Origin of the sequence: Haladaptatus sp. DYF46 (genome assembly GCF_021083305.1) — an archaeon.
GTDB lineage: Archaea > Halobacteriota > Halobacteria > Halobacteriales > Haladaptataceae > Haladaptatus.
Genome location: NZ_JAJFAY010000001.1, coordinates 164,820 through 186,957, shown reverse-complemented (window position 1 = coordinate 186,957; position 22,138 = coordinate 164,820). Strand labels below are relative to the sequence as shown.

Sequence of the window (22,138 nt, the reverse complement as noted above, 5' to 3'; positions counted from 1 at the left end):
GTGCCGTTCAGGGCCACCATAACAAAGGTAGTCCCGCTCCTCTGTGTGGACGAGGAAGGGTGGCTCAGTGGTAGAGCACCACCGACTTGTCGGTGGGAGCTTGATAGGCTTCGCGTGGTTCGAATCCCGCCCCTTCCGTTTTCGCGACGAACGGACGTGAGGAGTGAAAACGATACAGGGATTCGAAGGAGGGAAGACGCAGCGCGAACGGATGTGAGCGACCGTCTTCACGTAGTTCGAATCCCGCCTCTTCAGTTTTTGCGACGAGCGGACGTCAAGAGTGATGACCAACCCGGAGATTCGAATCCTGCCAGCGGCACGCCCGCGCAGTCGAACGGAGTGAGACGAGCAGGAACCGCTGGGTCCGGTTCGAATCCCGCCCCGTCCGCTTTTGCGACGAACGAACGTGAGGAGTGAAATCCGTACGCAACTCCCGTTCAATCCCGTGGCAGTTCATCGGGTTCCGATTCGAACCGGAATACCGAGCGAAAACCCGAAGGGAAGGAGTCTCGTCACGGGAGCCACTGACGCCGTCGTGACGACAGTCTGCACTAGCGGTAGTGGCCGTCGACGACGAGCGGTCTCGTCTGACTCCCGCTTTTTCGGCATTTCCATTCCAGTGGCGGACGACTCCTCAAACTGATGGACGTGACCGACGGCGAGGAATCGATGCTCGGAACCGGGTGAGCCCCTCACGTCCGTCGTCGGCGAACGCTGGCGATGAGTCGTAACTCGGGATGAAGACGAACGGGGGGCAATGAGCGGACTGAAAACGGTGAGAAAAGGACGCCCATCGGACACGGACGGTCCGGTTCAGGAACCCAGCACGGAGACGACGCGGCGGACGTCGAGGAGGCCGCTCGCCGTGGCGAGTCCGGCCCAGACCGCACCGCCGAGCAGCACCACGCCGACGAGCGAGAACGGTCCCGACGTGAACTGGAGGGCGACGAAGACGACGGCGGACATGGCGAGCGTGATGCCGAAGACGAAGGCGACGTGGCGGAGCAGACGGGCGACGGACAGTTCGAGTTCGTGGTGAACGACGTAGAGGTTGACCAGCACGTACACCGAGTGAGTAGCGACGGTGGCCCACGCCGCGCCGACCGCCCCCATCGAGGGGATGAGGACGAGGTTGAGGGCGAAGTTCGCCGCCGACGTCGCGCCCTTGGCCCACGCCCGCTCCTGTGCCCGTCCGAGATAGTCGAGCGCGTCGCTGGTGATGAGCGTCACCGCTTCGAGGACGACGTACCCGGAGAACACCTGCACGACGGGGACTGCCCCGGCGTACTTACTGCCGAAGATTAGCGTCACGACTGGACCGGCGACGAGTATCAGTCCGGCGGCGGCGGGGACGTAGAGGAGGAGCGTGTGCCGAAACGTGGTCTCGTAGAGGCTGGCGGCGGCGTTCCGTGCGTCCTCCGCCTTCTGCTCGCCGTAGGTCGGCGAGATGGTGAATCCGAGGGAGGCCGCCGGAGCCTGAATGAACGTGGCGATGTTCTTGGCGAGATAGTAGTGGCTCACCGCCAGCGGGCCCTTGATGGCCCCGACGAGGATGGTGTCGATGCGCTTGTCGAGGACGTTCGCCCCTTGCGTCGCCGTGAGCGGAATGCTGTATTTGAGAACGCGGCTGGCGAGTCCGTCCTCGGACTCGTCGGCCGCGTCGCTGGGCGCATAGAACTTCCAGTAGAGGACTCCCAACCCGACGACCGTCGCCACCGCGTAGCTCACGACGTACCCGAAGAGTGCCCCCTCAGCGCCACCGAAGACGAGGACGCCGATGACGACGAAAACGAGGAGGCTCACGCTTCCCGTCGCCCTCGTCACCGCGCTCCACGTCACCCGGTTGAAGCCCTGGAACACGACGACGGCGAACGTCGAAAGCGAGTAACACGCGATGTACCCCGCGCCGAAGATCATCAGCGGGGCGAGTTCGGGTTGATTGACGAGGCGGGCGATGGACCCCGAAAAGACGGCGAACACCCCGGCCACGAGGACGACGGCGATGACCCGGTAGGTCAGCGCGGCACGGAGTACGTAGGGAACCTGTCCCGGGTCGCGTTCCTTGTATTCGGTGACGTACCGGGCCGCGGATTTCGAGGTGCCGAGGTCGGCGAACAGTCCCGCGACGCCGAACACTGCGAGCGCGCTCCCGAGGATACCGTACTGGGTCGGCGTGAGCAGGAACCGGGTGAGGAGGAGAACCAACAACCCGGTCGCACCCATGTGAACCGCGCGAGCGCCCAACGATGCCTTGAATCCACGTGCGAATGATTTTGCGTCCATTATCGGATGAGCTTGTGTCGTCGATGTGTTATCTGATGTAGTAGAGGTCGAACCCGCCGCCGGACTGCACCCGGTTCACGCCGGGGCGACTCTCCAACGTTCTGAACCCGCGTTTCGGAAACCGAAGCCCGCGATACACCGCCAGTTCGCGCTCCCTCGCCGCTTCGGTTATCGGTAGGTAGCGCGGCCCGTCGAAGACCCGCTTCAACCGGCCCGCGGTGAAGTTCTCCCCCGTGGCGTTGTAGTTGCCGTAAATACCCTGTCCCCGGAAGTCGGCGCTTCTGCTCCGCTCGAAGCCGAGAATCGCGTCCGAGTACCGTTCGCCGGGCGCTCGAAGTCCGGTGAACGTCGTCTCGCCGCGCTGGGAGAGCGCCGTCGAGAAGCCGGACATTTCTGCGTCGGAGACGTCCCCGGACGGCTGGTACATGTACGGCGAGTGGAATATCGTCAAGAGGGAGAGAACCAGCATGACGGCGAACAGCACCGCCGCGATTCCGGCGAGCGCCCCGTCGGGCCGGAAGGAGAGTTTTCCCCCGAGCCAATCCACGACGCGCGCGAGGGCCACCCCGCCGAGTATCGTGACGGGGACCATCATGAACCCGAGGACGCGGAAGTGGAACTGGCCGTAACTGGCGATGAGGAAGGCCACGAAGAGAACACCCAACGGGAACGTTCCCACGGCGATGTACTTGCTGAACGCGCTCGTATCGGTTCCACGGACGCGGTTGAGCAGGCCGGCGAGCATGAAGAAGCCCGCGATAACGAGGAAGAGGAAGCTGACGAGGAAGAGTTTCAGGAACAGCAGTTTGATGCTCCCCCCGAGTTGCGAGAGGCTTGCGGCCGCGTGGGCGGAGTCCGCACCCGCGGTCGGGTCCGAGAGAAGGCTGCTGATGAGCGATTTGACCGCCCCGCCCGAACGCCGGTGGAACGGGGACCACGCGAGGAAAATCGCCGAGAGGAAGAACGTCTGTGTGTACATCGGTCGATGGCGGGCGATGGCGTGTTCGTCGCGGAACAATCGATAGACGAATTGGACGATGACGACGCCGCCGAACAACAGGATGACGTTTGCGGCCTGCTGTGGATGGACGAACACGATGGCCATCGACGATAGCGCGAGGAGGGCGCCCGCCCCGGTCCCGAGCAGCGGAACCCCGCGAGGGTTCGTCGCGGTGACGTACTTCGCCACGAGGTAGATGACCAGCGGGAGGAACAGTATCGCCTGCGAGGTCGGATGCGGCATGACGAAGACGCTGATGGCGTTTATCGGGAGCAACATGAATCCCGAGAGCGCCGCGTACGTCACCGCTCGGTCGTCGTCCACGACGACGCGCACGGCGAAGGGGACGAACAGGAGGTAGACGAGGACGAACGCGGAGACCATCACGAGCATGGCTCGCGGGAGCGGAATCCCGGTCGCTTCGTGGACGACGATGGCGATCGTGTGCGTTCCGGGATAGAGCAGGTCGTAGGCCGGCATCGCGCCCGAAACGATGTCCTTCGTCCAGCCGAGGTGTGTCAGCGAGTCGCCCGGGCCGTAGAAGTGATAGCCCCTGATGAGCGGGAGCGACGCGATCGAGAGGACGGTGGTCCCGCCCAGAACGAGCGCGAGCGAACGATACCAGTCGGGTGCGGACAGCGCGACCCCGATTCCGAGGAGGAGCGCGATTCCCGCGCCGGCCCAGAAGAGGAGCGGTGTCGCTCGGTAAATCGAGAGTTCGTAGCCCCGCGCCGGCGAGTCGTGTGCGAGGAACACGCCGACGGCGAGCGCACAGAACCCGAGAACGAGTGCCACCTTTTCCGGTCGGTGTGCATACGTGCGTGCCATTCAATCGTCACCAGCGTCGCCGGAGTCACCCTTTGTTATAGACCGCCTGATTCGTCCCGGCGCGGACGAGGAGGTCGGTGGCGAACCTTGTAACGTCGATCTTGTCCGCGAGCAGGCGGTCCCGACGACGTTCGAACGTTTCGCGGTCCGCCGTCCGAACGAGCGACTTCGCCTTCTCGACCGCCTGCCAGTCGTCGGCCGTCGAGTAAAGCAGTCCGTACTCCGCCAGTTCGAGGAAGTTCGTCATGTCGTCCCGACCGGCGAACGACTGTGCGCGTACCGACGGGGTGCCGAGAACGGCCGCCTCGGTCGCCATCGTCGCCGAATCGCCGACGTAGAGGTTCGCGTACGCGAGGAGGTCGTGGACGAGGTGGGGCGGCACGGGAAGCCGATGGGGCGCGAACTCCTCGGGGAGATCGGACTCGCTCGAAACGTACACCTCGCCGTGTTCGTCGAGGAAGGAAACGAGGTCACGCTTGGCCTCGTGACAGAATCCCGCCTCGCCCACGTCGTGCAGGGCCGACCACTCCCGAAATCGGACGAAATAGTACGGGTCCGTCGGTTCGACGCCGTGTTCCCTGAGCCGATCCGGGTCGGGCGAAAACCGGTCGGGATGCAGGTAGGCGAGTTCGTGGAACCCGTCGTAGCGGACGTGGCCGTCGCCGTAATCGTCTCGGAACCGCTTCGGCGTACAGATGATGTGCGCGAGCGGCGTCGTGATTCGATGGGACTGGACTCCCTCGTTGTCGATCCAGACGACGCTTCGCGCGCCGACCAGCGGTGCGACGTGCGAGACGGCGACGCCGCCGATGGCGGTCATCACGTCCGGGCGGATGCGAAGGGCTTCGCGGAGCAGTTTGGCCTCGTAGGTCGCCTGTACGCGCGCGAGTTCGGTTATCGAGTTCGCTGACCCGGCGAGGACGGTGTGGTCGATGTCGTACTCTTCGAGGAGGGACAACGCGATGTCCTTGTCGCGGGCGAAGACGAACACCTCGTGCCCGCGCTGCTGGAGCATATCGATTATTTCTCGGAAGAAGTGTACGTGAGCGGGGTGCTGGATGGTGATGATGATGCGCATCAGACGACGGATTCGTAGACGGCGTGGATTCGTTCACCCATACGTGTGAGGCTGATGTCCTGGACGTTCTCCCGGCCGTTCGAGCGGCGCGGGGAGGAGAGAACGTCCACCAGTCCGGAGACGAGCTCGTCGTCGGACCGACAGACGTGGGACGGCGAGACGTCGGCGAGGCGTTCTTCCACGTCGCCGACGTCGGTCGTGACGACCGGCACGTTACAGGCCATCGCCTCCTTGACGGAGTTCGGCGACCCCTCGCTCTTCGAGGGAAGAAGGAGCACGTCCGCCGCGTTGTAGTAGGTGGACATCTCGTCGTGGGAAACCCCGTACACGCTCTGAAGTTCGACGGACCCCTCGACCTGCTGGCCCGCAGCCGTGACCACCCGCTCCGCTCGCGGGAAGTCCTTTACCTCCCGCGTCGGCGGGTAGGGAAAGAGGACGTGTTTCGTCCGCGGGTCCCAGCCGACGGTTTCGCGGGCTTCCGCTTTCGGTTGCGGGGCGAACCGCGAGAGGTTGATTCCGTGCGGGATGACGTGACACGGGGCGTCGAGTTCGGCCGCCATCTGATCCGACATGACGATGACCGCATCGCAGTGGCGGGCACAGAGTTTGCTCAACCATCCGTACTCGCCGAGGAGGTCCGACCCCCACAGCGAGAGGACGACCGGCAGTCGGAGTTGTGCCAGCGCCATCGGCGCGGTCAACCCGTAGTTCGCGTGAATCAGGTCGTAATCGTCGAGCGAGTTCCGGATGACCGTCGGGAAGAACCGCAGGTAATCCCGCGGTGTTCGTTTCGTGACCGACTGTCGGGCACGGTGGGTTCCCGGTGGGGCGAGTGTCTCTCCGTGGACGCCGCGCTTCGCGAGAACCCGCAGTTGTTCGTTATAAAAGCGGGCGTCTGTGTTCGTCACGAGGTTCAGTACCCGCAGTGAATCCTGCTGGATGCCAGTCCTCGCTTGTGAAGCTCCTCTCGACACGTTGCCGAATTCGATGGCCGAGTCGGCCTTTGTTATCCACCTCTTTCCCGGAGACAGGTGGGTCGTACCGAAAAAGTCGGGTTTGCTACCGGTGGGTCACCGCGACCGTTCGCTCGATTCGCTCCGTCGGAACCACCGCCGTCGTCGCGACGTCCACGATGACGTCGGTGAGGTTCACCATGTTCGACAGGTACTCGTCCCGTCGTTCGCGGAGCCGTGCTTTCGCCGAATCGTCCGCGAGGAGGGAGAGGGACTTCGACAACACGTCCTCGAAGTCGCGGTAGTTGTGGATGAGGCCCTCGCGTTCGAGTTCGACGAAGTTACCCATGTCCGACTCGCCGACGAAGGAGTTCGAACGAATCGCGGGCGTGCCCAGCAGGGCCGCCTCCGTCACCATCGTCTGCGTGTCCGCGACTAACAGCGAGGCCTCCGCCAGCGCGTCGTGGAGCAGGGCCGGGTGGAGGTCGAACTCGTGCGACTCGCCGGGAGCGGGATTGCCGCCCTCGTCGGAGACGAACACCGTCGCGTGTTCGGAGAGCGCGGAGACGAGTTTCCGGCGCTTTTCGAGCGAGAAGCCCGAGTGTCCCACGTCGTGGTGTGACCCGAAGGCGTTGAACCGCACGATTGCGTAGTCTTCGTCCGGTTCGACCCCGAGTCGGCTTCGAATCGTCGGGTCGGGGTCGTACACGTCGGGATGGAGGTAGGCGAGCTCTTTGAACCCGCGAAACTCGTAGTGATTCCCGCCGAGGTCCTTGCCGAACGTGTGCGGCGTGAGGAACGTGTCCACGAACGGGCGGGACGCGAGGTGATCGATGCCCGTCGGCTCCGAGTCGGCGACGACGACGACCGGCGTGCGCGATATCGCCCCGGCGTGGGCGGCGTAGGACCCGACGCCGAAGATGAGGTCCGGGTCGTATCGGCGGGTGCGCCGAAAGATGCGGAAGTAGTGCTGTGGCAGTTCGCGGAACAGCGAGTACTTCGTCGTCTCGCACTCCCCGTAGATTTCGTGCGGGAGGTCGTGATACTCCAGCAGGGCACGGGTGCAGCCGTAATCACGCCCTAGGACGAGCACGTCGTGACCCCGTTCCTGTAACACCTCTATCGCGTGACGATAGAGGTGGACGTGTGCGGGCGTGTTTGTAAAGAACAGGTATCTCATCCTCTGACGAACTGGTACGCTCGCTTGGCGGCGCTCATGGTCGTACCGCTCGATTCGACGAGGTAGTATGGAACGAGGTCGGCACCGAACTTCGCCTTGTACCGGCACAGTCGTTCCGTGTTCGCGCCCATCAGGTCGTAGGTCGTCACCGATTCGACCGGCGGGTCGTCCACGATGTCCTGAATGATGCGCCAGTGGACGAGGCTGTTCACGCTCGTTCCCTCGTACACCGAGCGGGCACCGCCCTGCCAGAAGTACGCCGCGTCGTTCGAATAGAGCGCGGTGATGCCGGTCAGGTAGTTCCCGTCGTCGTCGCGGGCGACGTAGGTCTGGGCGGCGTCATCCAGCCCCTCCCAGAGGTCGCGGACGTAGTTCCACGACAGGCCGAGGGATTCGTCCTGCTCGTCGTAGCGGTCCACGGTGTGTTCGAACACGTCCCGTGCGCCCGCGATTCCCTCTCGCGTGACGGTGACGTCGAGTTCTTCTGCGTCCCGTATTTCCCGCCGGAGGCTCTTGCTGAACGATTTCTTCACGGCGTCGGCCGTGGTCGATGCCAAGTCAAGTTCGTAGGTGAAGTAGGGTTCGACGCTCAGGTCGCCCCACAGGTAGGGGCGCGGGTCGCCGTAGGCGGTCCCACAGAGCATTCGAAACAGGGTCAGGCCGGATTCCATCTGTTCGCCCACGCGCTCCGCCATGGGCGAATCGAAACCGACCTGCGCGAGTCGCCCCGTGTAGTCGGTTCGAATCCGGTCGAGTACCGTCTCGGTGAACTCCCGGTTGACCTTCTCCTGTTTCCGCCGTTTCGGACTCGTGGGCATCACTATCGGTCCCAGTCGCGGAATCGCCATCCCCGGCGGCGGCGACATCGCGACGGTTCCGAGCGGCCCGTTCCGAACGACTACCGGGAGCAAAGCGATAGCTTGCTGTCCCTTGAATCCCCCGTACAGGTGGAGTTCACCCGGCGCGTGGCGGTCTATCGCGGCGAGCGCCGCCGGTCGGTGAAACACCTCAAATCCGTCGCTGGGGAGTGCATCGTCCCATTCTGTAATATCTAGACGTTCGACTCTCATTCGTCGTCTCGCCAGTCGATAACGGTGGTTTTCACTTTGTTATCCCCCGCCTGTCGCCGAGAAGGCACGGGAAGCGGTCAGGTAGGGCGTCGCTACGGGAGGGAAAAGATGTGAATCGGCCGCACAATAGAACGGCCTATCAACGGTGTACGCTCGCCGTTCCGGTTCGGTTTTGCGGAGCGGTGCCGATACGGGACGCGAGTTCCCCCGGCGGGCCGACCCACGCACCGCGTTCGAGCGCGGACTCGATGATGCGGCGGTAGAGGCGACGGTGGCCTCGGAACTCGTCGGCGAACATCCGCGGATGCCAGAGGATGGTCATCACGGCGTCGTTTTCGGCCGCTTCGGCCAGCACTTCCTCGCAGGCGTTCCACGCCGTCTCGAAGTCGTCGCCGGGGTCCGGCACCGCGATGTCCATCATCGTGAGCGGGAAAACGAGGAACTCGTCGTCGAACGGGCGCTGTACGCCGTACCCGTTGTCGAACCCGTACTCGGAACTCGACCCGAGGCTCGCGTCGTACTCCAGTCCGATGTCGCGATGGTGTTCCCACGTCGAATCGGCGCGATTCAGGTGGTGTTGCCGACCGCCGCGAACGCGGTGACCGAGGGCGGCCTCCAACGCCGTCTTCTGGTCCCGGAGGGCATCGCGGTCGTCGTAGGAGTCGTAAGAGCCGTGGAGGCCGACTTCCCACCCGCCGTCGTCCAGTTTGTGAAGCACGTCGAGGATGTCAGTGTCGAACAGATCGTACCGACCGAGGTGCTCTATCCAGTAGCGCGGGTTGAGCAACTCGCTCGGGGACTTCTGGAGGATGGACTCCTCCTGTAGGAAGTAGAACGCCGACCGAACGCCCAGCGACTCCTCCAGTTCCATTATCTCCTCGAACTGCCACCACGGGTTGACGCCCGGCACGAGCGCCGAGAGATGTTCAGGATTTCGGTCCTTGAGGGCGTAGTACGGGGCCTGCAGTCGCTTGTACGGTCTATCCACGTCGTGGGTCAAACACAGTTCGAATTCATAGCCGGGTAACATCGGAAAGCACCTCCACGATTCGTTCGGCAGCGGTTCCATCGCCGTAGGGCGTTGGCTTCTCCGTCGGCGTCGTCGCGTTCGAGAGGGCGGTTCGAATCGCCGCTTCGTCCGCGCCGACGAGCGTGTTCCACCCGCTCTCCACCGTCTCGACCCACTCGGTCTCGTCACGGAGCGTGACACACGGCGTGTCGAGGAAAAACGCCTCCTTCTGGACGCCGCCCGAATCGGTGGCGACGGCCGTCGCGGCGTCCAAGAGGGCGACGAACTGCCGGTAGCCGACGGGTTCCGTCAGCGTCAGTTCGCGCTCCGCTCGGCCGTAGAGGCCGAACTCCTCCAATCGGGCGACCGTTCGGGGATGGGCCGGGAGGACGACGGGGCGGGGGTCCGAAACCAGCGCGTCCACGATGGCCTCCAGTTTGTCGGGGTCGTCCGCGTTCGTGTCCCGGTGAACGGTGGCGAGGACGAACTCCCTCCCATTCACGTCGAACTCGGAGAGGACGCTCCTGTCGGCCCGTTCGCGGGCCCAGAGGAGCGCGTCGTATCCCACGTCGCCGCTGTTGTGGACGCCCTCGGTGATTCCCTCGCGCGCGAGGTTGGCGGCGGCGTCGGTGGAGGGGACGAACAGCAGGTCCGCGGCGTGGTCGGTGAGGACGCGGTTCGTCTCCTCGGGAATCTCGCTTCCGCTTCGCATGCCGGCCTCGACGTGGGCCAGCGGCGGGTCCATCTTCGAGGTGGCGATGGCCGCCGCGAGCGTGGAGTTGGTGTCGCCGTAGACGAGCACCGCGTCCGGTTCTTCGGCCTCGATTTCGGCCTCCAACCCGGAGAGCATCGCGCCGGTCTGTCTGCCGTGCGTGTCGGACCCGACGCCGAGGTTGGTGTCCGGGAACGGGATGGACAGCTCCTCGAAGAACACGTCCGACATGTCCTCGTCGTAGTGTTGGCCGGTGTGGACGAGGACCTCCTCGTGGTCCTCGCGGAGGACCCGGGAGACGGCGGCGGCCTTGACGAACTGTGGACGCGCGCCGACGACGGTCAGTACCTTCATTCGCAGTCCACCTCCAGGTCCGCGTTCTCCTCCCTGTCGAAGGTCATCGCCAGCACGAGACAGACGCCGCCGAGCAGCACCGCGGTGAGACCGTCGCTCGACTCCCGCTTGCGGCGAGCGAGCGAGAGCACCCCGGCGGCGGTTCCGAGCGTCCCGAGTCCGTAGAGGAACGCGAGCGGGTGGAAGTCGCGGACCAGATACTTCGTCTTCAAACGCCAGAGGAAGCTCCACAGCAACAGCGCCGAAAGCTTCGGGATGAACGTCGAGTAGCGAATCGTGCTCTGCTCGTCGCCGTAGACGGCGGGCATCGTCACATCGGCGACCCGCATGTCGTGGACGTTCAGGCGAACCAATAGGGCGTTGGCGAAGCCGTAATCGTCGTACACGTCCTCGATGTCGAGGTTCGAGAGCGCCCGCCCCGAAATCGCGGTGTACCCGTTTTGTGGGTCCACCATCCCCCAGTAACCGCTCGCGACCTTCGTGAGGAAGGTGAGAAGCCAGTTGCCGAAACTCCGCCACGCCGACATCCCCTCGCGGAATCCCGGCGTCGAGAGGCGGTTCCCTTTCGCGTAATCGGCCCGGCCATCGACGATCGGTTGGATGATCCGTTCCAGCATCTCTGGGCGCATCTGTCCGTCCCCGGCCATCACCGCCGTCACGTCGATGTTCTCCTCGTGGGCGCGACAGTACCCGGTCTTGATGGCCGCGCCGACGCCGCGGTTTTCCGTGTGGCGAATCGGCACGACGCGCTGGTCGAACGTCATCCGTCCGTCGCCCATCGCCCCGCCGTCCGCGACCGGGTCGGCGTGCTGGGCGTGGGAGCAAATCTCCTCCCACGTTCCGTCCGTCGAGCAGTCGTCGACGGCGTACACCCTATCGACGAAGTCGGGGACGGTGTCGATGACCCGACCGACCAATCCCTCCTCGTCGTACGCCGGAACGACCACCGCGACGGTGTTTCCCTCGTACATTCAGTCACCTCCGATGGTGTAGACGCGGTGGTCGGTCCACGAGAGGTCGAGACAGTTTCGACCGTCAACGACGGCCATCGGGTCGAACCCGGCCCAGTCGATGTCCGCGAACTCGCCGTGGTTCGTCACCAGCACCGCCGCGTCGAAGTCGCTATCCGAAATCGATTCGAGCGGCAGTTTCGTCGCCTCGAAACCGTCGGCGTCGGGGAGTACCGGATCCACCGCGAACACCTCCGCGCCGCGTTCGGTCAGATCGGCGCAGATGGGTCGGGCCGGGGCCGCCCGCGTCTCCTCGACGCCGGGACGGTAGGTCAACCCGAGGACGAGCACCCGCGAATCCGCGAGCGTTTTTCCCTCCTCGGAAAGCAATTCCTCGACCTTCTCCACCGTGAACGCGGGCATCGAATCGTTCACATCGCGCGCGGTGGTCAACAGCGGGAACGCCTCGTCGAACTGGCGGATGAGGAAGTACGGATAGTACGGAATGCAGTGACCGCCGACGCCCGGTCCCGGCCTGTGGATGTCACAGAACGGTTGGGTGTTCGCCGTCTCGATGGCCTCGTTGACGCTGATTTCGGCCTCGTCGGCGATCGTTGCGAGTTCGTTCGCCAGCGCGATGTTGACGTCGCGGTAGACGCCCTCGAACACCTTCACGGCCTCCGCGGTGGTCGCGTCCCGCACCGCGATGACGTCGTTGTCGGTGAGTTCGCCGTAGACGAGTTCCGCGACGCGCGTGCTCTCGTCGTCCACGCCGCCGACCACCTTCGGGTATGCCCCGCGGATGTCCTGCAACGCGCGTCCGCTGGACGTGCGTTCCGGACAGACCGCGACGCCGAACTCCTCGCGCGCGAGGTCACTTTCGCGTTCCAGCATCGGGAGCAGCACGTCCCGAGTCGTTCGCGGCGGAACCGTGCACTCGACGACCACGAGGTCGCCGGGGGAGAGTCCCGCCGCGATGCTCTCCATCACGGATTGGAGGATGGCGAGGTCGGGTTCGTCGCTGTCCGTTATCGGCGTCGGGACGATGGCGACGTGAATCGCCGCGTCCCGCGCCGCCTCGGTCGGCGATTCGACCGCGCGAAGCGCGCCGTCGGCCACCGTTTCGGAAACGAGTTCGTCCAGACCCGGTTCGCGCTGGACGTGACAGTCGCCGCGGTTGACCGCCGCCACCACGTCCGGGTCGACGTCCGCGCCGACGACGTTCCCGCAGGTGTCGGCGTACACCGCCGCGAGCGGCAGGCCCATCTTTCCGAGGCCGTACACCGCGACCGGAACGTCGCCGGAGAGGAACGCTTCGCGCTGTTCCGCGTTCGTCGCGTCGTTCGCGTAGAGAGTGGTCTGCTCTCGCAGGCTCACCCGAGATGCACCTCCCGCTCTTTCGGCCCGGACGCCAACCCGTCGATTTTCCGCGCGACTTCGAGGACTCGAAGGCCGTCCTCGCCCGTGACGACGGGCGTCGAGCCGTTTCTCGCGCTCCGGACGAACGAGCGGAGTTCGTTCTTCAGCGGTTCGCCGTTCTCGACGGTCGGACGCTCGATGATGCTCTCGTGGCGGTAGCGAAGGTCGCCGTTGTCCTCGATGTACTCCGGCATGGAGTGACGGTGAATCTCGACGGACTGGTTGGTGTAATCGACGTTCACCCGACACTCCGCCGCCGTGATCGAGAGCTTTCTGACCTTCTCCTGTGTCACCCGACTCGCCGTGAGTCCGGCGACGACGCCGCCGTCGAACTCGATGCTCGCACTGGCGTAGCGGTTGTCCCGTGTGCCGACCGCGGTGACCGACGTGATATCGTCGTCCACGAGCGACAGGAGGACGTCGATGTCGTGAATCATCAGGTCCATCACGGCGCTCACGTCCACCGCGCGTCCCTCCGGCGGCGGGCCGAGTCGCTGTGCGTCGATGGCGATGATGTCGAGTTCGGAGACGATCTCCGAGAGCGTTCGAATCGCCGGGTTGAATCGCTCTATGTGCCCGACCTGAATCGTCACGTCCGCCTTCTCCGCGCGCGAAATCAGGTCCAACCCCTCGTCGGGGTCGGCGACGAACGGTTTCTCGACGAGGACGTGAACGCCGCCGTCGATGCACTGTTTCGCGGTTTCGTAGTGGTACGGTGTCGGAACGGCGATGGAGGCGACGTCCGCGTTTTCGATGGCCGTCTCCATGTCGATCGCTTGCGTTCCGTGATTTCGGGCGACCTCCGCCGCGTTCTCCTCGTCCACGTCGTGAATCCCGACGAGGTTCACCTCGGGGAGTTCGCTGTAGACGCGGGCGTGATGGCGGCCCATGCTTCCGACGCCGATGACGACTGCGTTCGTTGGTTCACTCATGACTTTTGATGGCTGATGCGATGGTTCGCACGTCGTCCCCCGACAGTCCGGGATGGACGGGCAGCGAGAGGACGTTCTCGGCTACCTGCTCCGAAATCGGAGCGTCGTGGTCGACGTGGTCGTACGCTGGTTGTTCGTGAATCGGCGTCGAGTAGTAGATGCCCGTCCCGACGCCTTCCGATTCGAGGTGCTCCCGGAGGCCGTCCCGGTCCTCGGCACGAATCGTGTACTGGTGGTAGACGTGCCGGCAGGCGTCCGGTTCGATGGGCGGCTTGACCGCCGCGTCCCGGAGTCGGTCGGTGAGATACGCCGCGTTGGCGCGCCGCGCCTCGTTGTACTTCGGCAGGCGCGACAACTGCACGCGACCGATGGCCGCGGCCATGCTGGTCATCCGGAAGTTGTGGCCGAGGCGAACGTGGTCGTATCCGCCGCTCGCCGTGCGGCCGTGGTTGACGTAACTCGCGGCGCGCTCGGCGACATCCCGACGGTCGGTCGTTACCATTCCTCCCTCACCCGTCGTCATGTTCTTCGTCGGGTAGAAGGAGAAACACGCCGCGTCGCCGAACGACCCGACGGTCCGACCGTCGTATTCGGCACCGTGTGCCTGTGCGGCGTCCTCGACGAGCGCGACGTCGTGCGTATCGGCGATGTCCTGCAAGTGGCTCATCTCCGAGGGCAGTCCGTACAGGTGGACCGCGAGAATCGCATCGGCCTCGTGTTCCCGCACGGCCTGCTCGGTCGCGTAGGGGTCGAGCGTGTACGTCTCCGGGTCGATGTCGGCGAACACCGGTTCCGCACCGGCCAGCCGAATCGCGTTGGCGCTGGCGACGAACGAGAAGGGCGACGTTACCACCCGGTCGCCCGGCCCGATGTCGAGCGCCTCGAAGGCGGCGTGGAGGGCCGTCGTTCCGTTGCTCGTGGCGACGCCGAACTCGGTGCCACAGAAGGCCGCGAACTCGTCTTCGAACTGCCGGACCTCCGGCCCGTCCGCGAGCTGTCCCTCTTCGAGGCAGGCGGTGGTCGCTTCGATCTCTTCCTCGCCCAGTTCCGGGTCGGCGATGGGTATCACAGTTCGTTCCCTCCGCCGAGCGACTCGGGAAGCGGTCGGATCTCCGCGGGTGCGCCGACCGCAAGCGTCTCCGGCGGGACGTCGTCGGTCACGACCGCACCGGCGGCGACGAACGCCCCGCTACCGACCGTGACTCCGGGAAGGAGGGTCGCGTTCGCCCCGATGGAAACGTCGTCTTCGAGCGTCGGACCTTCGAGGTCGCTCGATTGTCGAATCGGGTACGGATCGTTCGTGAACGTGGCCGCCGGGCCGACGAACACTCGGTCGCCGATGGTGGTGTTCGTCGGGATGTAGACGTTCGTCTGCATGCTCACGTTCGAGCCGATGGTCGTTTGGCCGTCGATAACCGTGTTCGTGCCGACGATAACGTCGTCGCCGATGGTCGTCTCCTCCCGGACGAGCGCACCGTGGCCGGTCGTAAAGTCGTCGCCGATGGTCACGTCGTCGTAAATGACCGTTCCCGAACGGATGGTCGCGTCGTCGCCGATGACCGGAGGCGCGGAATCGTCCGAATAGGCGTATCCAACCGTCGTTTCGGAGTGGCTGGTCCGGTCGTGACTCCGTTGTTCGGTCATGGGCGACCACCCCAGCGGAGACACGAATCACAGGGCGTGTCAGTGGATGGTAGTGAGTTCATAGGTTAGTTCGTGAATTCGCCCGATTCCGCCACGCAGGCGACGGAAGGGCGTTATCCTGCATGCTCTACCTGTCCTCTTTGTTATACGCTCCTTGGCGGCAGGTAGTTCGGGACTAGCCCCTTCACGGCCTCTTACAGCGCCGAAATCGACGTTATCATGTCGGGAACGGTCGGTATCAACGGATAGACGAACTGTATGGCGACACTACCCCGAAACAGCACCGTGGTAACAAAGTGGGGAAGCGGTGATTGCCGGTGTATGCGGTGGTGGCATCCGTGACTACAGGGTGGTCACGTACGCGAACGGAGGTGTATTGGTTTCGATGAGCGAGCAACTGCTGTCTTCACACAATGGCTAGTTCCGGACTCTCACAGGACCAAGTGTTCGAAGTTCTCAAGAGTCCACGGCGGCGCTACGCGCTCTACTACTTGCGTCGGGAGGGAGGTCTCGTCGAACTTTCGGACCTGACCGACCAAGTGGCGGTGTGGGAAAACCAGACCACGCTGTCCAGCTTGACGAGCGAGCAGCGAAAGCGCGTCTACATCTCGCTCTATCAGACCCATCTCCCGAAACTCGATGACGCGGGTATCGTCGAGTACGACCGCGACGAGGGGACGATTTCGCTCTCTCGACGCGCACGCGAACTCGACACGTACCTCGGGGACGTCTCCAGACCCGCGCTTCCGTGGGACAGGTACTACCTCGCCCTCTCCATCGGGAGCATCCTCCTCGTCATCGGCGTTTGGTTCAACGTGTACCCGTTCGCGCTGATTTCCGGCATCGCCACTGCCATAATCATCCTCATCGTGTACGGCGTTTCGGCCATCGGTCAGTACCTCTACTACCGACGCCGAACCCTACGGGGATTACCGCCGGAACTGCGGCGTGCAGAAGGGCAATAACGGCCGCCGCTTACTGTCTGTTTTCGACGTTGCAAACGGCGTCCGGGTCGGCGAGGATGAACGCGTCATCGCGGAGCATCTCGCTGTCCTTCGGAAGGAACATGAGACGGCCACGGCCGTCCCGACGGGCGCGGATGACGTCCCATTCGTCGATCTCGTAGCCGAGGTCCCCTTCGAGGTCCGGGTCCGCGGGAAGCCGCTCCCAGAGAGGTTGGCCCATCGATCACTCCTCCGTTCCGAGTGAAATGCGTGCGTTGCCGTCGATTTGAAGGCGTTTCAGGTCGCCGGAGAAGCGGTAGCCGTCCTTGCCACCGAAGACTTTGCCGTCGACGCGAGTGCCGTGGACGGAGTCGTGCTTGTTCACCGACCCGAGGGCACGGGATTTCGCGACCGAACCGCCCACGTCGAACGAGTAGGCGTTGGAGCCTTCGTTCACGGTTCCGTCGATGACGATGGTCTTCGGCAGGCCGAGTTTATCCGGCGTGACCTTCGTGCCGTTGAAGAAGACGGTCGCGTTGCCGTCGAGGCTGAAGCTCGCGAGCGTTCCGGAGAACCGATAGCTGTCGGTACCGCCCGCGACCGAACCCTTTGCCATGCCGTGCTTGAGGCTGTCGTCGCCGTCCTTCGACGCACCGCGGTCGGTGGATTTTCGCACTTTTCCGGCGACCTCGAACTCGTAGGAGGCGGGCGCACCGGAGTTCGAACTGGAGATGCTGATGACGTTCGGGAGACCCCGTGCTTTGGCCTGTTTTTTCGCGGTGGACTGCTTGCGGTTGCCGGAGCTACCGCCCGCGCCGCTCGCGGCCTGTTCCGCGGTCATCGGAACGCCTTTCGGCGGCGTCAGGTCCGCGCTGCTGCCGGTCCGGGTGTTCGTCTTCGTGACCGTCCCGCCGTGGGCGGTCGAGATGGAACCGACGATGTCACAGTTTCGAAGGTGGGTTTCGCCGTACCACGACCAGATCGCGCGCGTGTTCTTCGAACCGGGGGCGGAACAACCGACGCCACAGGCCTGATTTCCGCTCGTATCGACCACGGTGTTCGTCACGTTGCAGGGGCGTGTCTTCCCGTTGAGGCGGACGTTGGCGATGGTGTTGCCTTTGAAGTACGAGGACTCGACGTGGAGGTTCCCGCCGTACCCTCGTGCTCCGGGACCTGAACCGTACAGGCCGTTGTCTATCATCTTCGCGATGTGGACGTTACGGAAAGTGATGGTGCCGCGGTGGGGGAGGTTCGAGTTGAGCCAGATTCCACCGCTCTTGGTTCGAGCGACCTGTCCGTCGCCCATGTAAACGTTCTCGACCAATCCGGTGCCGTTCGCCGCCGAGACACCGGGGGTCATGAGGTAGTGTCCGCCCGGGTGCGTGCCTTTGAATCCGACGTTTCGAATAGTCCATCCGGACCCGGTGGTGAGGATCTGTGCGGATGCACCGTTCGCCGTCATGTCGATGAGGACGTTTTCGAACGTCTCACCGTCGCCGACCTCGATGGTCTTTTTCGTCCCCGCCGGGACGGTAATGGTTCGATACTTCTTTCCGGTCGCCGAACCGGCGGCTGCGAACGCCGCCGCCGTCGCTCCGGCGAATTTCAGATACGAACGTCGCTTCAACAGACCGTTGTTCGGTACGTCGCGTACCGCATCGTCGCGTGCCATGAATTCAATGCCACAGTACCAATTTAAGTAAATTCCGGTTCAGACCCGGGGGATTTGTAGAAATTTAAAGGATATTGCTATCAGGTTCTATGGATATAATGCTGACGTTTCCGCACGGAAACGGTAGCTTACCGGGGATAGAACCCGTATCGACGGGAAAAAGATATCACATAATCGCACTAGTTGGCCGTTCAGTTGCCTTTTGCCGCCTGTTCCGCACTCTTCGGGACCGTCTTCGGAATCTTCGTCTTCGGATTGCTGCCGACGTTCTTCGTCTCGACCGAGCCGCTCGTCGGTCCCTTCACCTGCGAGTTCTTCACCATGACTTCGCCGCCGTGGAACCCACCGTTCACCGCGTCGTATTCGGAGGTGCGGACATCACAGTTCTTCACGGTAATGGGAACGTACCAGCCCCAGATTCCGCGCTTGTTCGGTCCGTTCGGGTGATGTACGGGAGCGCCGTCGTTCTCGATGACGGTATCCTTCACGTGCGAACCCGGCGTTCCGAGGCGGACGTTGGCGATGTCGTTGTTCGCACAGTAACAGCCCTCGACTTTGACGGGACCGCCCGACCCGGCACCGTTCGCCGCACCGGGACCGCTCCCGTACAGACCGTTGTTCGCGTACTTCTGAATGTTCGTGTTCCGAATCGTGAGGTCGCCCTCGTGAGGCGCGTTCGCGTTAACCCAGAGACCACCGGGTTGGGCCTCGTTGGCGCTGTTCGTCTCCGCGCCGTCGCCCATGTAGACGTTCTCGATGACGCCCTTGCCGCCCGAGGAAACGCTCGGCATGATACTGAAGAAGCCGAAGTTCGTCGCGCCACAACCGCCTTTGAGCCCGACGTTTCGAATCTTCCAGTCGCTCCCACTGGCGCGAATCGTCGCCGCCGCGCCCGGAGCGCTCTGGTCGATCAGGGTGTTCTCCAAGTTCTTGCCATCGCCGACCGTGATGTCCTTCGTGCTGCCAGCGGGGACGGTAATCGTCTCATACTCGCTCGCACTGGCGCTTCCGCCTGCCACGCCGAGACCGACTGCGGTCGTTACCGTCGCACCTGCCGCTTTCAGGAACGATCGCCGGTTACGTTCGAATTTCTCGTTGGTTTCGATCCGCTCGTGTGTCGTTTCGTCGCGTGCCATTGCAGGTTCAATGCTATCTTACTGATTTAAGTACGTTCCGATTCTCCTTCAATGCTGTATTGCGATTTTAAGTGTATCGGCCGATTCGAGTGGAGCGGCGAGTGGACCGCAGAAGGCCAACATCTCCGCCACCGTGGAGCCGGCACTATATACCGGAATCGGGGTAATTCGCGTCGAAACCGGGGAAACGTTGTATTGAGACGCACGCTCGCCCTACTATCCCGTTCGATGCGGAATTCGAGGAGTACGACCCGAATATACGGCCGGAAACCCACGCATAACAAAGGACGAAGGTGGGGTTTCACGAGGCAGCATGGATTGTCAGATGCAGACCCTTCTCATCGGCATCGACGCGGGGTGCCGGTCCGTCCTCGAACCCCTGTTCGAGGAGGACGCGCTGCCACACCTCGCATCGATATTCGACGGGGGGTCATCCGGGCCACTGGAATCACAGCTCCCGCCGTGGACGCCGAGCGCGTGGCCGTCGCTGTACACCGGAGTCAACCCCGGGAAACACGGCGTGTTCGGCTTTCTTCACTTCGACGGCTACGACTGGGACGTCGTCAACGCGAGCCGCGTCCGCGAGTACACGCTGTGGGAACTGCTCGACCAACACGGACTTTCGAGCGTCGTCGTCAACGCACCGGTTACGCACCCGCCGCGCGAAATCGACGGCGCGGTACTGCCGGGATACACCGCGCCGGAGAACCCGGCGTGCCATCCCGACGGGCTTCTCGACGACGTTCGGAACGAAATAGGCGGTTATCGGGTGTATCCGCCGCGAAACCTCCCCGAAGACAAATCGGTCGAATGGTATCGCCGTCTCACACGCATGCGCGGTGACGCATTTAGATACCTCGCGGATCGGTTCGACCCCGACTTCGGCTTCGTTCAATTCCAGAGTACGGACACGCTGTTTCACGAACATCCCGGCGACGAGGACGTCGTCCGCACCGTCTACGAGGCGGTGGACGAACAGGTCGGGAAAATCCTCGACGCCTGCGACCCGGAAACGGTCGTCGTCGCCAGCGACCACGGCATCGGCGAGTACACCGGATACGAGTTCCGGGTCAACGACTTCCTGCGCGAGGAGGGCTACGTCGAAACCGCCCGCGGCGGCGAAGGGATGCCGTCGTGGTCCACCATCGCGGGCAACCAACTCCAGCAAGGGGAAGAGAGTTCGCCGCGCGAACAGGGGATGGCCGAGCGGGGACTCGCCATCGCCGCGAAGGTCGGCATCACGAGTCAACGAATCGGTGCCGTCCTCGAACGCGCGGGACTGGACACGTTCGTCGCCGAGCGCGTCCCGGAGGACTTCATCCGCGCGGCGACCGAACAGGTCGACTTCCCCAACTCCGTCGCGTACATGCGCGACCGAATCGAGTGCGGCGTCCGACTCAACGTCGAGGGGCGCGACCCGAGCGGCGTCGTCTCGCCCGACGAGTACGAGTCGGTTCGCGCGGAGATAATCGAAAAGCTACGAGGCGTCAGGACGCCCGACGGCGACCCCGTATTCGAAACCGTTGCCCCGCGCGAGGAGTTCTTCACCGGTCCGTACAGCGATGACGCCGTGGACATCGCGTGCGTTCCCGCCGAGTACGACCAGTTCCTCTCGGCCCAACTGCGCGGCCAGCAGTTCGGGAAACCGCGCGAACCGTGGAACCACAAGCGAAACGGGATTTTCGCCGCGGCGGGCGCGGGAGTCGACCCCGATGCGAGCCTCGACGGTGCCCACCTCTTCGACGTGGCACCGACGATTCTGTCCACCTTCGGACTCCCGACGAGCGACCGGATGGACGGGCGCGTCCTGCCCGTCGTCGAGTCGGCGGGCGAGCAGCGCTACCCCGCGTTCGACGCGGGCGAGACGGTCGAAACGGACGACGAGCGCGTGGAAACGCGACTTGCAGACCTCGGATACCTCGAATGAGTGTTACAATCGAAAAGAACGGCATCAGGGTAGAACGGACAAACGACGTGGACCACTGGAACGGACTCGTGGAGCGGTCACCACAGGGGGCCGTGTTCCACCGGTTAGAGGCTCTCGAAGTGCAGGCGGACCACACGGGCGCGACGTTCCATCCGCTCGTGGGCTACAAGGGACAGGAACCGGTCGGGCTGTTTCCCGCCTTCACCATCTCGAAAGGAGGGGTGACGACGGCGTTTTCGCCGCCGCCGAACCTCTGGCTCCCGCACCTCGGCCCCGTCCTGTTGAACATGGGGAAACTGAAGCGACGAAAGGCGGAGCGACGACACCGACGGTTCATCGACGGCTGTCTCGACTGGCTCGACCGAGAGTTCGCGCCGAAGTACGTCCACGTTCGGACGGGCGGAAACTACGACGACGTCCGTCCGTTCGAGTGGAACGAGTTCGAAATTCAGCCGCGACACACCTACGAGGTGGACCTCACGCCCGGCGAAGACGACGTGCTGTCCAGTTTCAGCGGCGACGCCCGGAGCAACATCAGGACCGACGACGAACGGTACGAAATCCACGTCGGCGGGCCCGAAGCGATTCGAAAGATCATCGGGCAGGTGAAAACCCGTCACGACGAGCAGGACGAACCGTACCGCCTCTCGCCGCAGTTCGTCGTGGACCTCTACCGATTCCTGCCCGACGGCGCGGTCCGACCCTACGTCTGTGACGTGGACGGCGAGTTCGCGGGCGGGATGGTCGCGCTTGCGGACGACGAACGCGTCTACCGCTGGCAGGGCGGCGCGAAACACGACCTCAACGTGCCCATCAACGACCTCGTGGACTGGGCCATCATGCGCGACGCGATGGAGGAGGGAATCCCGCGCTACGACCTCGTCGGCGCGAACGAGCGCCGCCTCTGTGGTTACAAGGCGAAGTTCAACCCGGAACTCGTCCGGTATCACAGTCTGGAGCGCGGCACGAGAATGATGAACCTGCTGACGGACATGTACAAGCGGTTCAGATAGGCAGGACACCTGACAAAACTTATTATTCGGCCAT

Annotated in this window: 19 protein-coding genes and 1 tRNA gene; 4 read left to right on the top strand and 16 right to left on the bottom strand. The window is 63.9% G+C overall.

Features of this window, described 5'->3' with window-relative positions:
- Nucleotides 1–53 precede the first annotated feature (53 nt).
- Nucleotides 54–138, top strand: a tRNA-OTHER gene (locus LJF34_RS00985).
- A gap of 675 nt (nucleotides 139–813) precedes the next feature.
- Here the strand turns inward: LJF34_RS00985 and LJF34_RS00980 are convergent.
- The 13 genes from LJF34_RS00980 to LJF34_RS00920 form a co-directional block, all read right to left on the bottom strand.
- On the bottom strand, nucleotides 814–2,283 hold the full coding sequence (locus LJF34_RS00980) for an oligosaccharide flippase family protein (RefSeq protein ID WP_231182768.1): 1,470 nt from the start codon (nucleotides 2,281–2,283) through the stop codon (nucleotides 814–816).
- A 28-nt stretch (nucleotides 2,284–2,311) separates the two neighbouring features.
- Nucleotides 2,312–4,111: a hypothetical protein gene (locus LJF34_RS00975; protein WP_231182767.1), complete on the bottom strand. Its 1,800-nt coding sequence runs from the start codon at nucleotides 4,109–4,111 to the stop codon at nucleotides 2,312–2,314.
- Between the two features lie 25 nt (nucleotides 4,112–4,136).
- Nucleotides 4,137–5,189 (bottom strand): DUF354 domain-containing protein, encoded by a 1,053-nt coding sequence (locus LJF34_RS00970; RefSeq protein ID WP_231182766.1) that lies wholly within the window; start codon nucleotides 5,187–5,189, stop codon nucleotides 4,137–4,139.
- Nucleotides 5,189–6,097, bottom strand: a complete 909-nt coding sequence (locus LJF34_RS00965) for a glycosyltransferase family 4 protein (RefSeq protein WP_231182765.1) — start codon at nucleotides 6,095–6,097, stop codon at nucleotides 5,189–5,191. Before LJF34_RS00965 ends, LJF34_RS00970 begins: the two co-directional genes overlap by 1 nt.
- A gap of 151 nt (nucleotides 6,098–6,248) precedes the next feature.
- Nucleotides 6,249–7,322, bottom strand: a complete 1,074-nt coding sequence (locus LJF34_RS00960) for a hypothetical protein (protein ID WP_231182764.1) — start codon at nucleotides 7,320–7,322, stop codon at nucleotides 6,249–6,251.
- A complete protein-coding gene (locus LJF34_RS00955; RefSeq protein WP_231182763.1) occupies nucleotides 7,319–8,392 on the bottom strand; it encodes a GNAT family N-acetyltransferase in 1,074 nt (357 codons plus the stop codon). Before LJF34_RS00955 ends, LJF34_RS00960 begins: the two co-directional genes overlap by 4 nt.
- A 139-nt stretch (nucleotides 8,393–8,531) precedes the next feature.
- A complete protein-coding gene (locus LJF34_RS00950) occupies nucleotides 8,532–9,422 on the bottom strand; it encodes a polysaccharide deacetylase family protein (protein WP_231182762.1) in 891 nt (296 codons plus the stop codon).
- Nucleotides 9,406–10,467 (bottom strand): UDP-N-acetylglucosamine 2-epimerase (non-hydrolyzing), encoded by a 1,062-nt coding sequence (gene wecB / locus LJF34_RS00945; RefSeq protein ID WP_303646666.1) that lies wholly within the window; start codon nucleotides 10,465–10,467, stop codon nucleotides 9,406–9,408. The genes LJF34_RS00950 and wecB overlap by 17 nt, the downstream gene beginning before the upstream one ends.
- Nucleotides 10,464–11,438, bottom strand: coding sequence for a glycosyltransferase family 2 protein (locus LJF34_RS00940; RefSeq protein ID WP_231182761.1), 975 nt, complete (start codon nucleotides 11,436–11,438; stop codon nucleotides 10,464–10,466). The genes wecB and LJF34_RS00940 overlap by 4 nt, the downstream gene beginning before the upstream one ends.
- Nucleotides 11,439–12,794 carry a nucleotide sugar dehydrogenase gene (locus tag LJF34_RS00935; RefSeq protein WP_231182760.1) on the bottom strand — a complete coding sequence of 452 codons (1,356 nt, stop codon included), beginning with the start codon at nucleotides 12,792–12,794 and terminating at the stop codon, nucleotides 11,439–11,441.
- Nucleotides 12,791–13,768, bottom strand: coding sequence for a Gfo/Idh/MocA family oxidoreductase (locus LJF34_RS00930; RefSeq protein ID WP_231182759.1), 978 nt, complete (start codon nucleotides 13,766–13,768; stop codon nucleotides 12,791–12,793). The genes LJF34_RS00935 and LJF34_RS00930 overlap by 4 nt, the downstream gene beginning before the upstream one ends.
- On the bottom strand, nucleotides 13,761–14,837 hold the full coding sequence (locus tag LJF34_RS00925) for a DegT/DnrJ/EryC1/StrS family aminotransferase (RefSeq protein WP_231182758.1): 1,077 nt from the start codon (nucleotides 14,835–14,837) through the stop codon (nucleotides 13,761–13,763). The genes LJF34_RS00930 and LJF34_RS00925 overlap by 8 nt, the downstream gene beginning before the upstream one ends.
- On the bottom strand, nucleotides 14,834–15,412 hold the full coding sequence (locus tag LJF34_RS00920; RefSeq protein WP_231182757.1) for an acyltransferase: 579 nt from the start codon (nucleotides 15,410–15,412) through the stop codon (nucleotides 14,834–14,836). Before LJF34_RS00920 ends, LJF34_RS00925 begins: the two co-directional genes overlap by 4 nt.
- 413 nt (nucleotides 15,413–15,825) lie before the next feature.
- On the opposite strand from LJF34_RS00920, the gene LJF34_RS00915 reads away from it, so the two are divergent.
- The gene (locus tag LJF34_RS00915) at nucleotides 15,826–16,377 is read left to right on the top strand and encodes a hypothetical protein (protein WP_231182756.1); all 552 of its coding nucleotides are present in this window, start codon (nucleotides 15,826–15,828) and stop codon (nucleotides 16,375–16,377) included.
- A 10-nt stretch (nucleotides 16,378–16,387) separates the two neighbouring features.
- Here LJF34_RS00915 and LJF34_RS00910 read toward each other — a convergent pair whose 3' ends face one another.
- The 3 genes from LJF34_RS00910 to LJF34_RS00900 form a co-directional block, all read right to left on the bottom strand.
- Complete coding sequence (locus tag LJF34_RS00910) at nucleotides 16,388–16,597, bottom strand: hypothetical protein (RefSeq protein ID WP_231182755.1); 210 nt, start codon at nucleotides 16,595–16,597, stop codon at nucleotides 16,388–16,390.
- 3 nt (nucleotides 16,598–16,600) lie between these two features.
- Entirely contained in the window at nucleotides 16,601–18,028 is a 1,428-nt protein-coding gene (locus LJF34_RS00905) for a hypothetical protein (protein WP_231182754.1), read from the bottom strand.
- 191 nt (nucleotides 18,029–18,219) lie between these two features.
- On the bottom strand, nucleotides 18,220–19,164 hold the full coding sequence (locus LJF34_RS00900; RefSeq protein WP_231182753.1) for a hypothetical protein: 945 nt from the start codon (nucleotides 19,162–19,164) through the stop codon (nucleotides 18,220–18,222).
- Between the two features lie 313 nt (nucleotides 19,165–19,477).
- Between LJF34_RS00900 and LJF34_RS00895 the strand changes: the two genes are divergently transcribed.
- On the top strand, nucleotides 19,478–21,091 hold the full coding sequence (locus tag LJF34_RS00895) for an alkaline phosphatase family protein (RefSeq protein WP_231182752.1): 1,614 nt from the start codon (nucleotides 19,478–19,480) through the stop codon (nucleotides 21,089–21,091).
- A complete protein-coding gene (locus tag LJF34_RS00890) occupies nucleotides 21,088–22,104 on the top strand; it encodes a GNAT family N-acetyltransferase (protein ID WP_231182751.1) in 1,017 nt (338 codons plus the stop codon). Before LJF34_RS00895 ends, LJF34_RS00890 begins: the two co-directional genes overlap by 4 nt.
- Nucleotides 22,105–22,138 lie beyond the last annotated feature (34 nt).

Excerpts from the sequence above, each read along its gene's own strand:
- LJF34_RS00980 (WP_231182768.1), bottom strand. The coding sequence starts at position 2,283 with ATGGACGCAAAATCATTCGCACGTGGATTCAAGGCATCGTTGGGCGCT.
- LJF34_RS00905 (WP_231182754.1), bottom strand. The coding sequence starts at position 18,028 with ATGGCACGCGACGATGCGGTACGCGACGTACCGAACAACGGTCTGTTG.
- LJF34_RS00955 (WP_231182763.1), bottom strand. The coding sequence starts at position 8,392 with ATGAGAGTCGAACGTCTAGATATTACAGAATGGGACGATGCACTCCCC.
- LJF34_RS00970 (WP_231182766.1), bottom strand. The coding sequence starts at position 5,189 with ATGCGCATCATCATCACCATCCAGCACCCCGCTCACGTACACTTCTTC.
- LJF34_RS00915 (WP_231182756.1), top strand. The coding sequence starts at position 15,826 with ATGGCTAGTTCCGGACTCTCACAGGACCAAGTGTTCGAAGTTCTCAAG.
- LJF34_RS00910 (WP_231182755.1), bottom strand. The coding sequence starts at position 16,597 with ATGGGCCAACCTCTCTGGGAGCGGCTTCCCGCGGACCCGGACCTCGAA.
- LJF34_RS00900 (WP_231182753.1), bottom strand. The coding sequence starts at position 19,164 with ATGGCACGCGACGAAACGACACACGAGCGGATCGAAACCAACGAGAAA.
- wecB (WP_303646666.1), bottom strand. The coding sequence starts at position 10,467 with ATGAAGGTACTGACCGTCGTCGGCGCGCGTCCACAGTTCGTCAAGGCC.
- LJF34_RS00975 (WP_231182767.1), bottom strand. The coding sequence starts at position 4,111 with ATGGCACGCACGTATGCACACCGACCGGAAAAGGTGGCACTCGTTCTC.
- LJF34_RS00895 (WP_231182752.1), top strand. The coding sequence starts at position 19,478 with ATGGATTGTCAGATGCAGACCCTTCTCATCGGCATCGACGCGGGGTGC.
- LJF34_RS00920 (WP_231182757.1), bottom strand. The coding sequence starts at position 15,412 with ATGACCGAACAACGGAGTCACGACCGGACCAGCCACTCCGAAACGACG.
- LJF34_RS00960 (WP_231182764.1), bottom strand. The coding sequence starts at position 7,322 with ATGAGATACCTGTTCTTTACAAACACGCCCGCACACGTCCACCTCTAT.
- LJF34_RS00890 (WP_231182751.1), top strand. The coding sequence starts at position 21,088 with ATGAGTGTTACAATCGAAAAGAACGGCATCAGGGTAGAACGGACAAAC.
- LJF34_RS00940 (WP_231182761.1), bottom strand. The coding sequence starts at position 11,438 with ATGTACGAGGGAAACACCGTCGCGGTGGTCGTTCCGGCGTACGACGAG.
- LJF34_RS00930 (WP_231182759.1), bottom strand. The coding sequence starts at position 13,768 with ATGAGTGAACCAACGAACGCAGTCGTCATCGGCGTCGGAAGCATGGGC.
- LJF34_RS00950 (WP_231182762.1), bottom strand. The coding sequence starts at position 9,422 with ATGTTACCCGGCTATGAATTCGAACTGTGTTTGACCCACGACGTGGAT.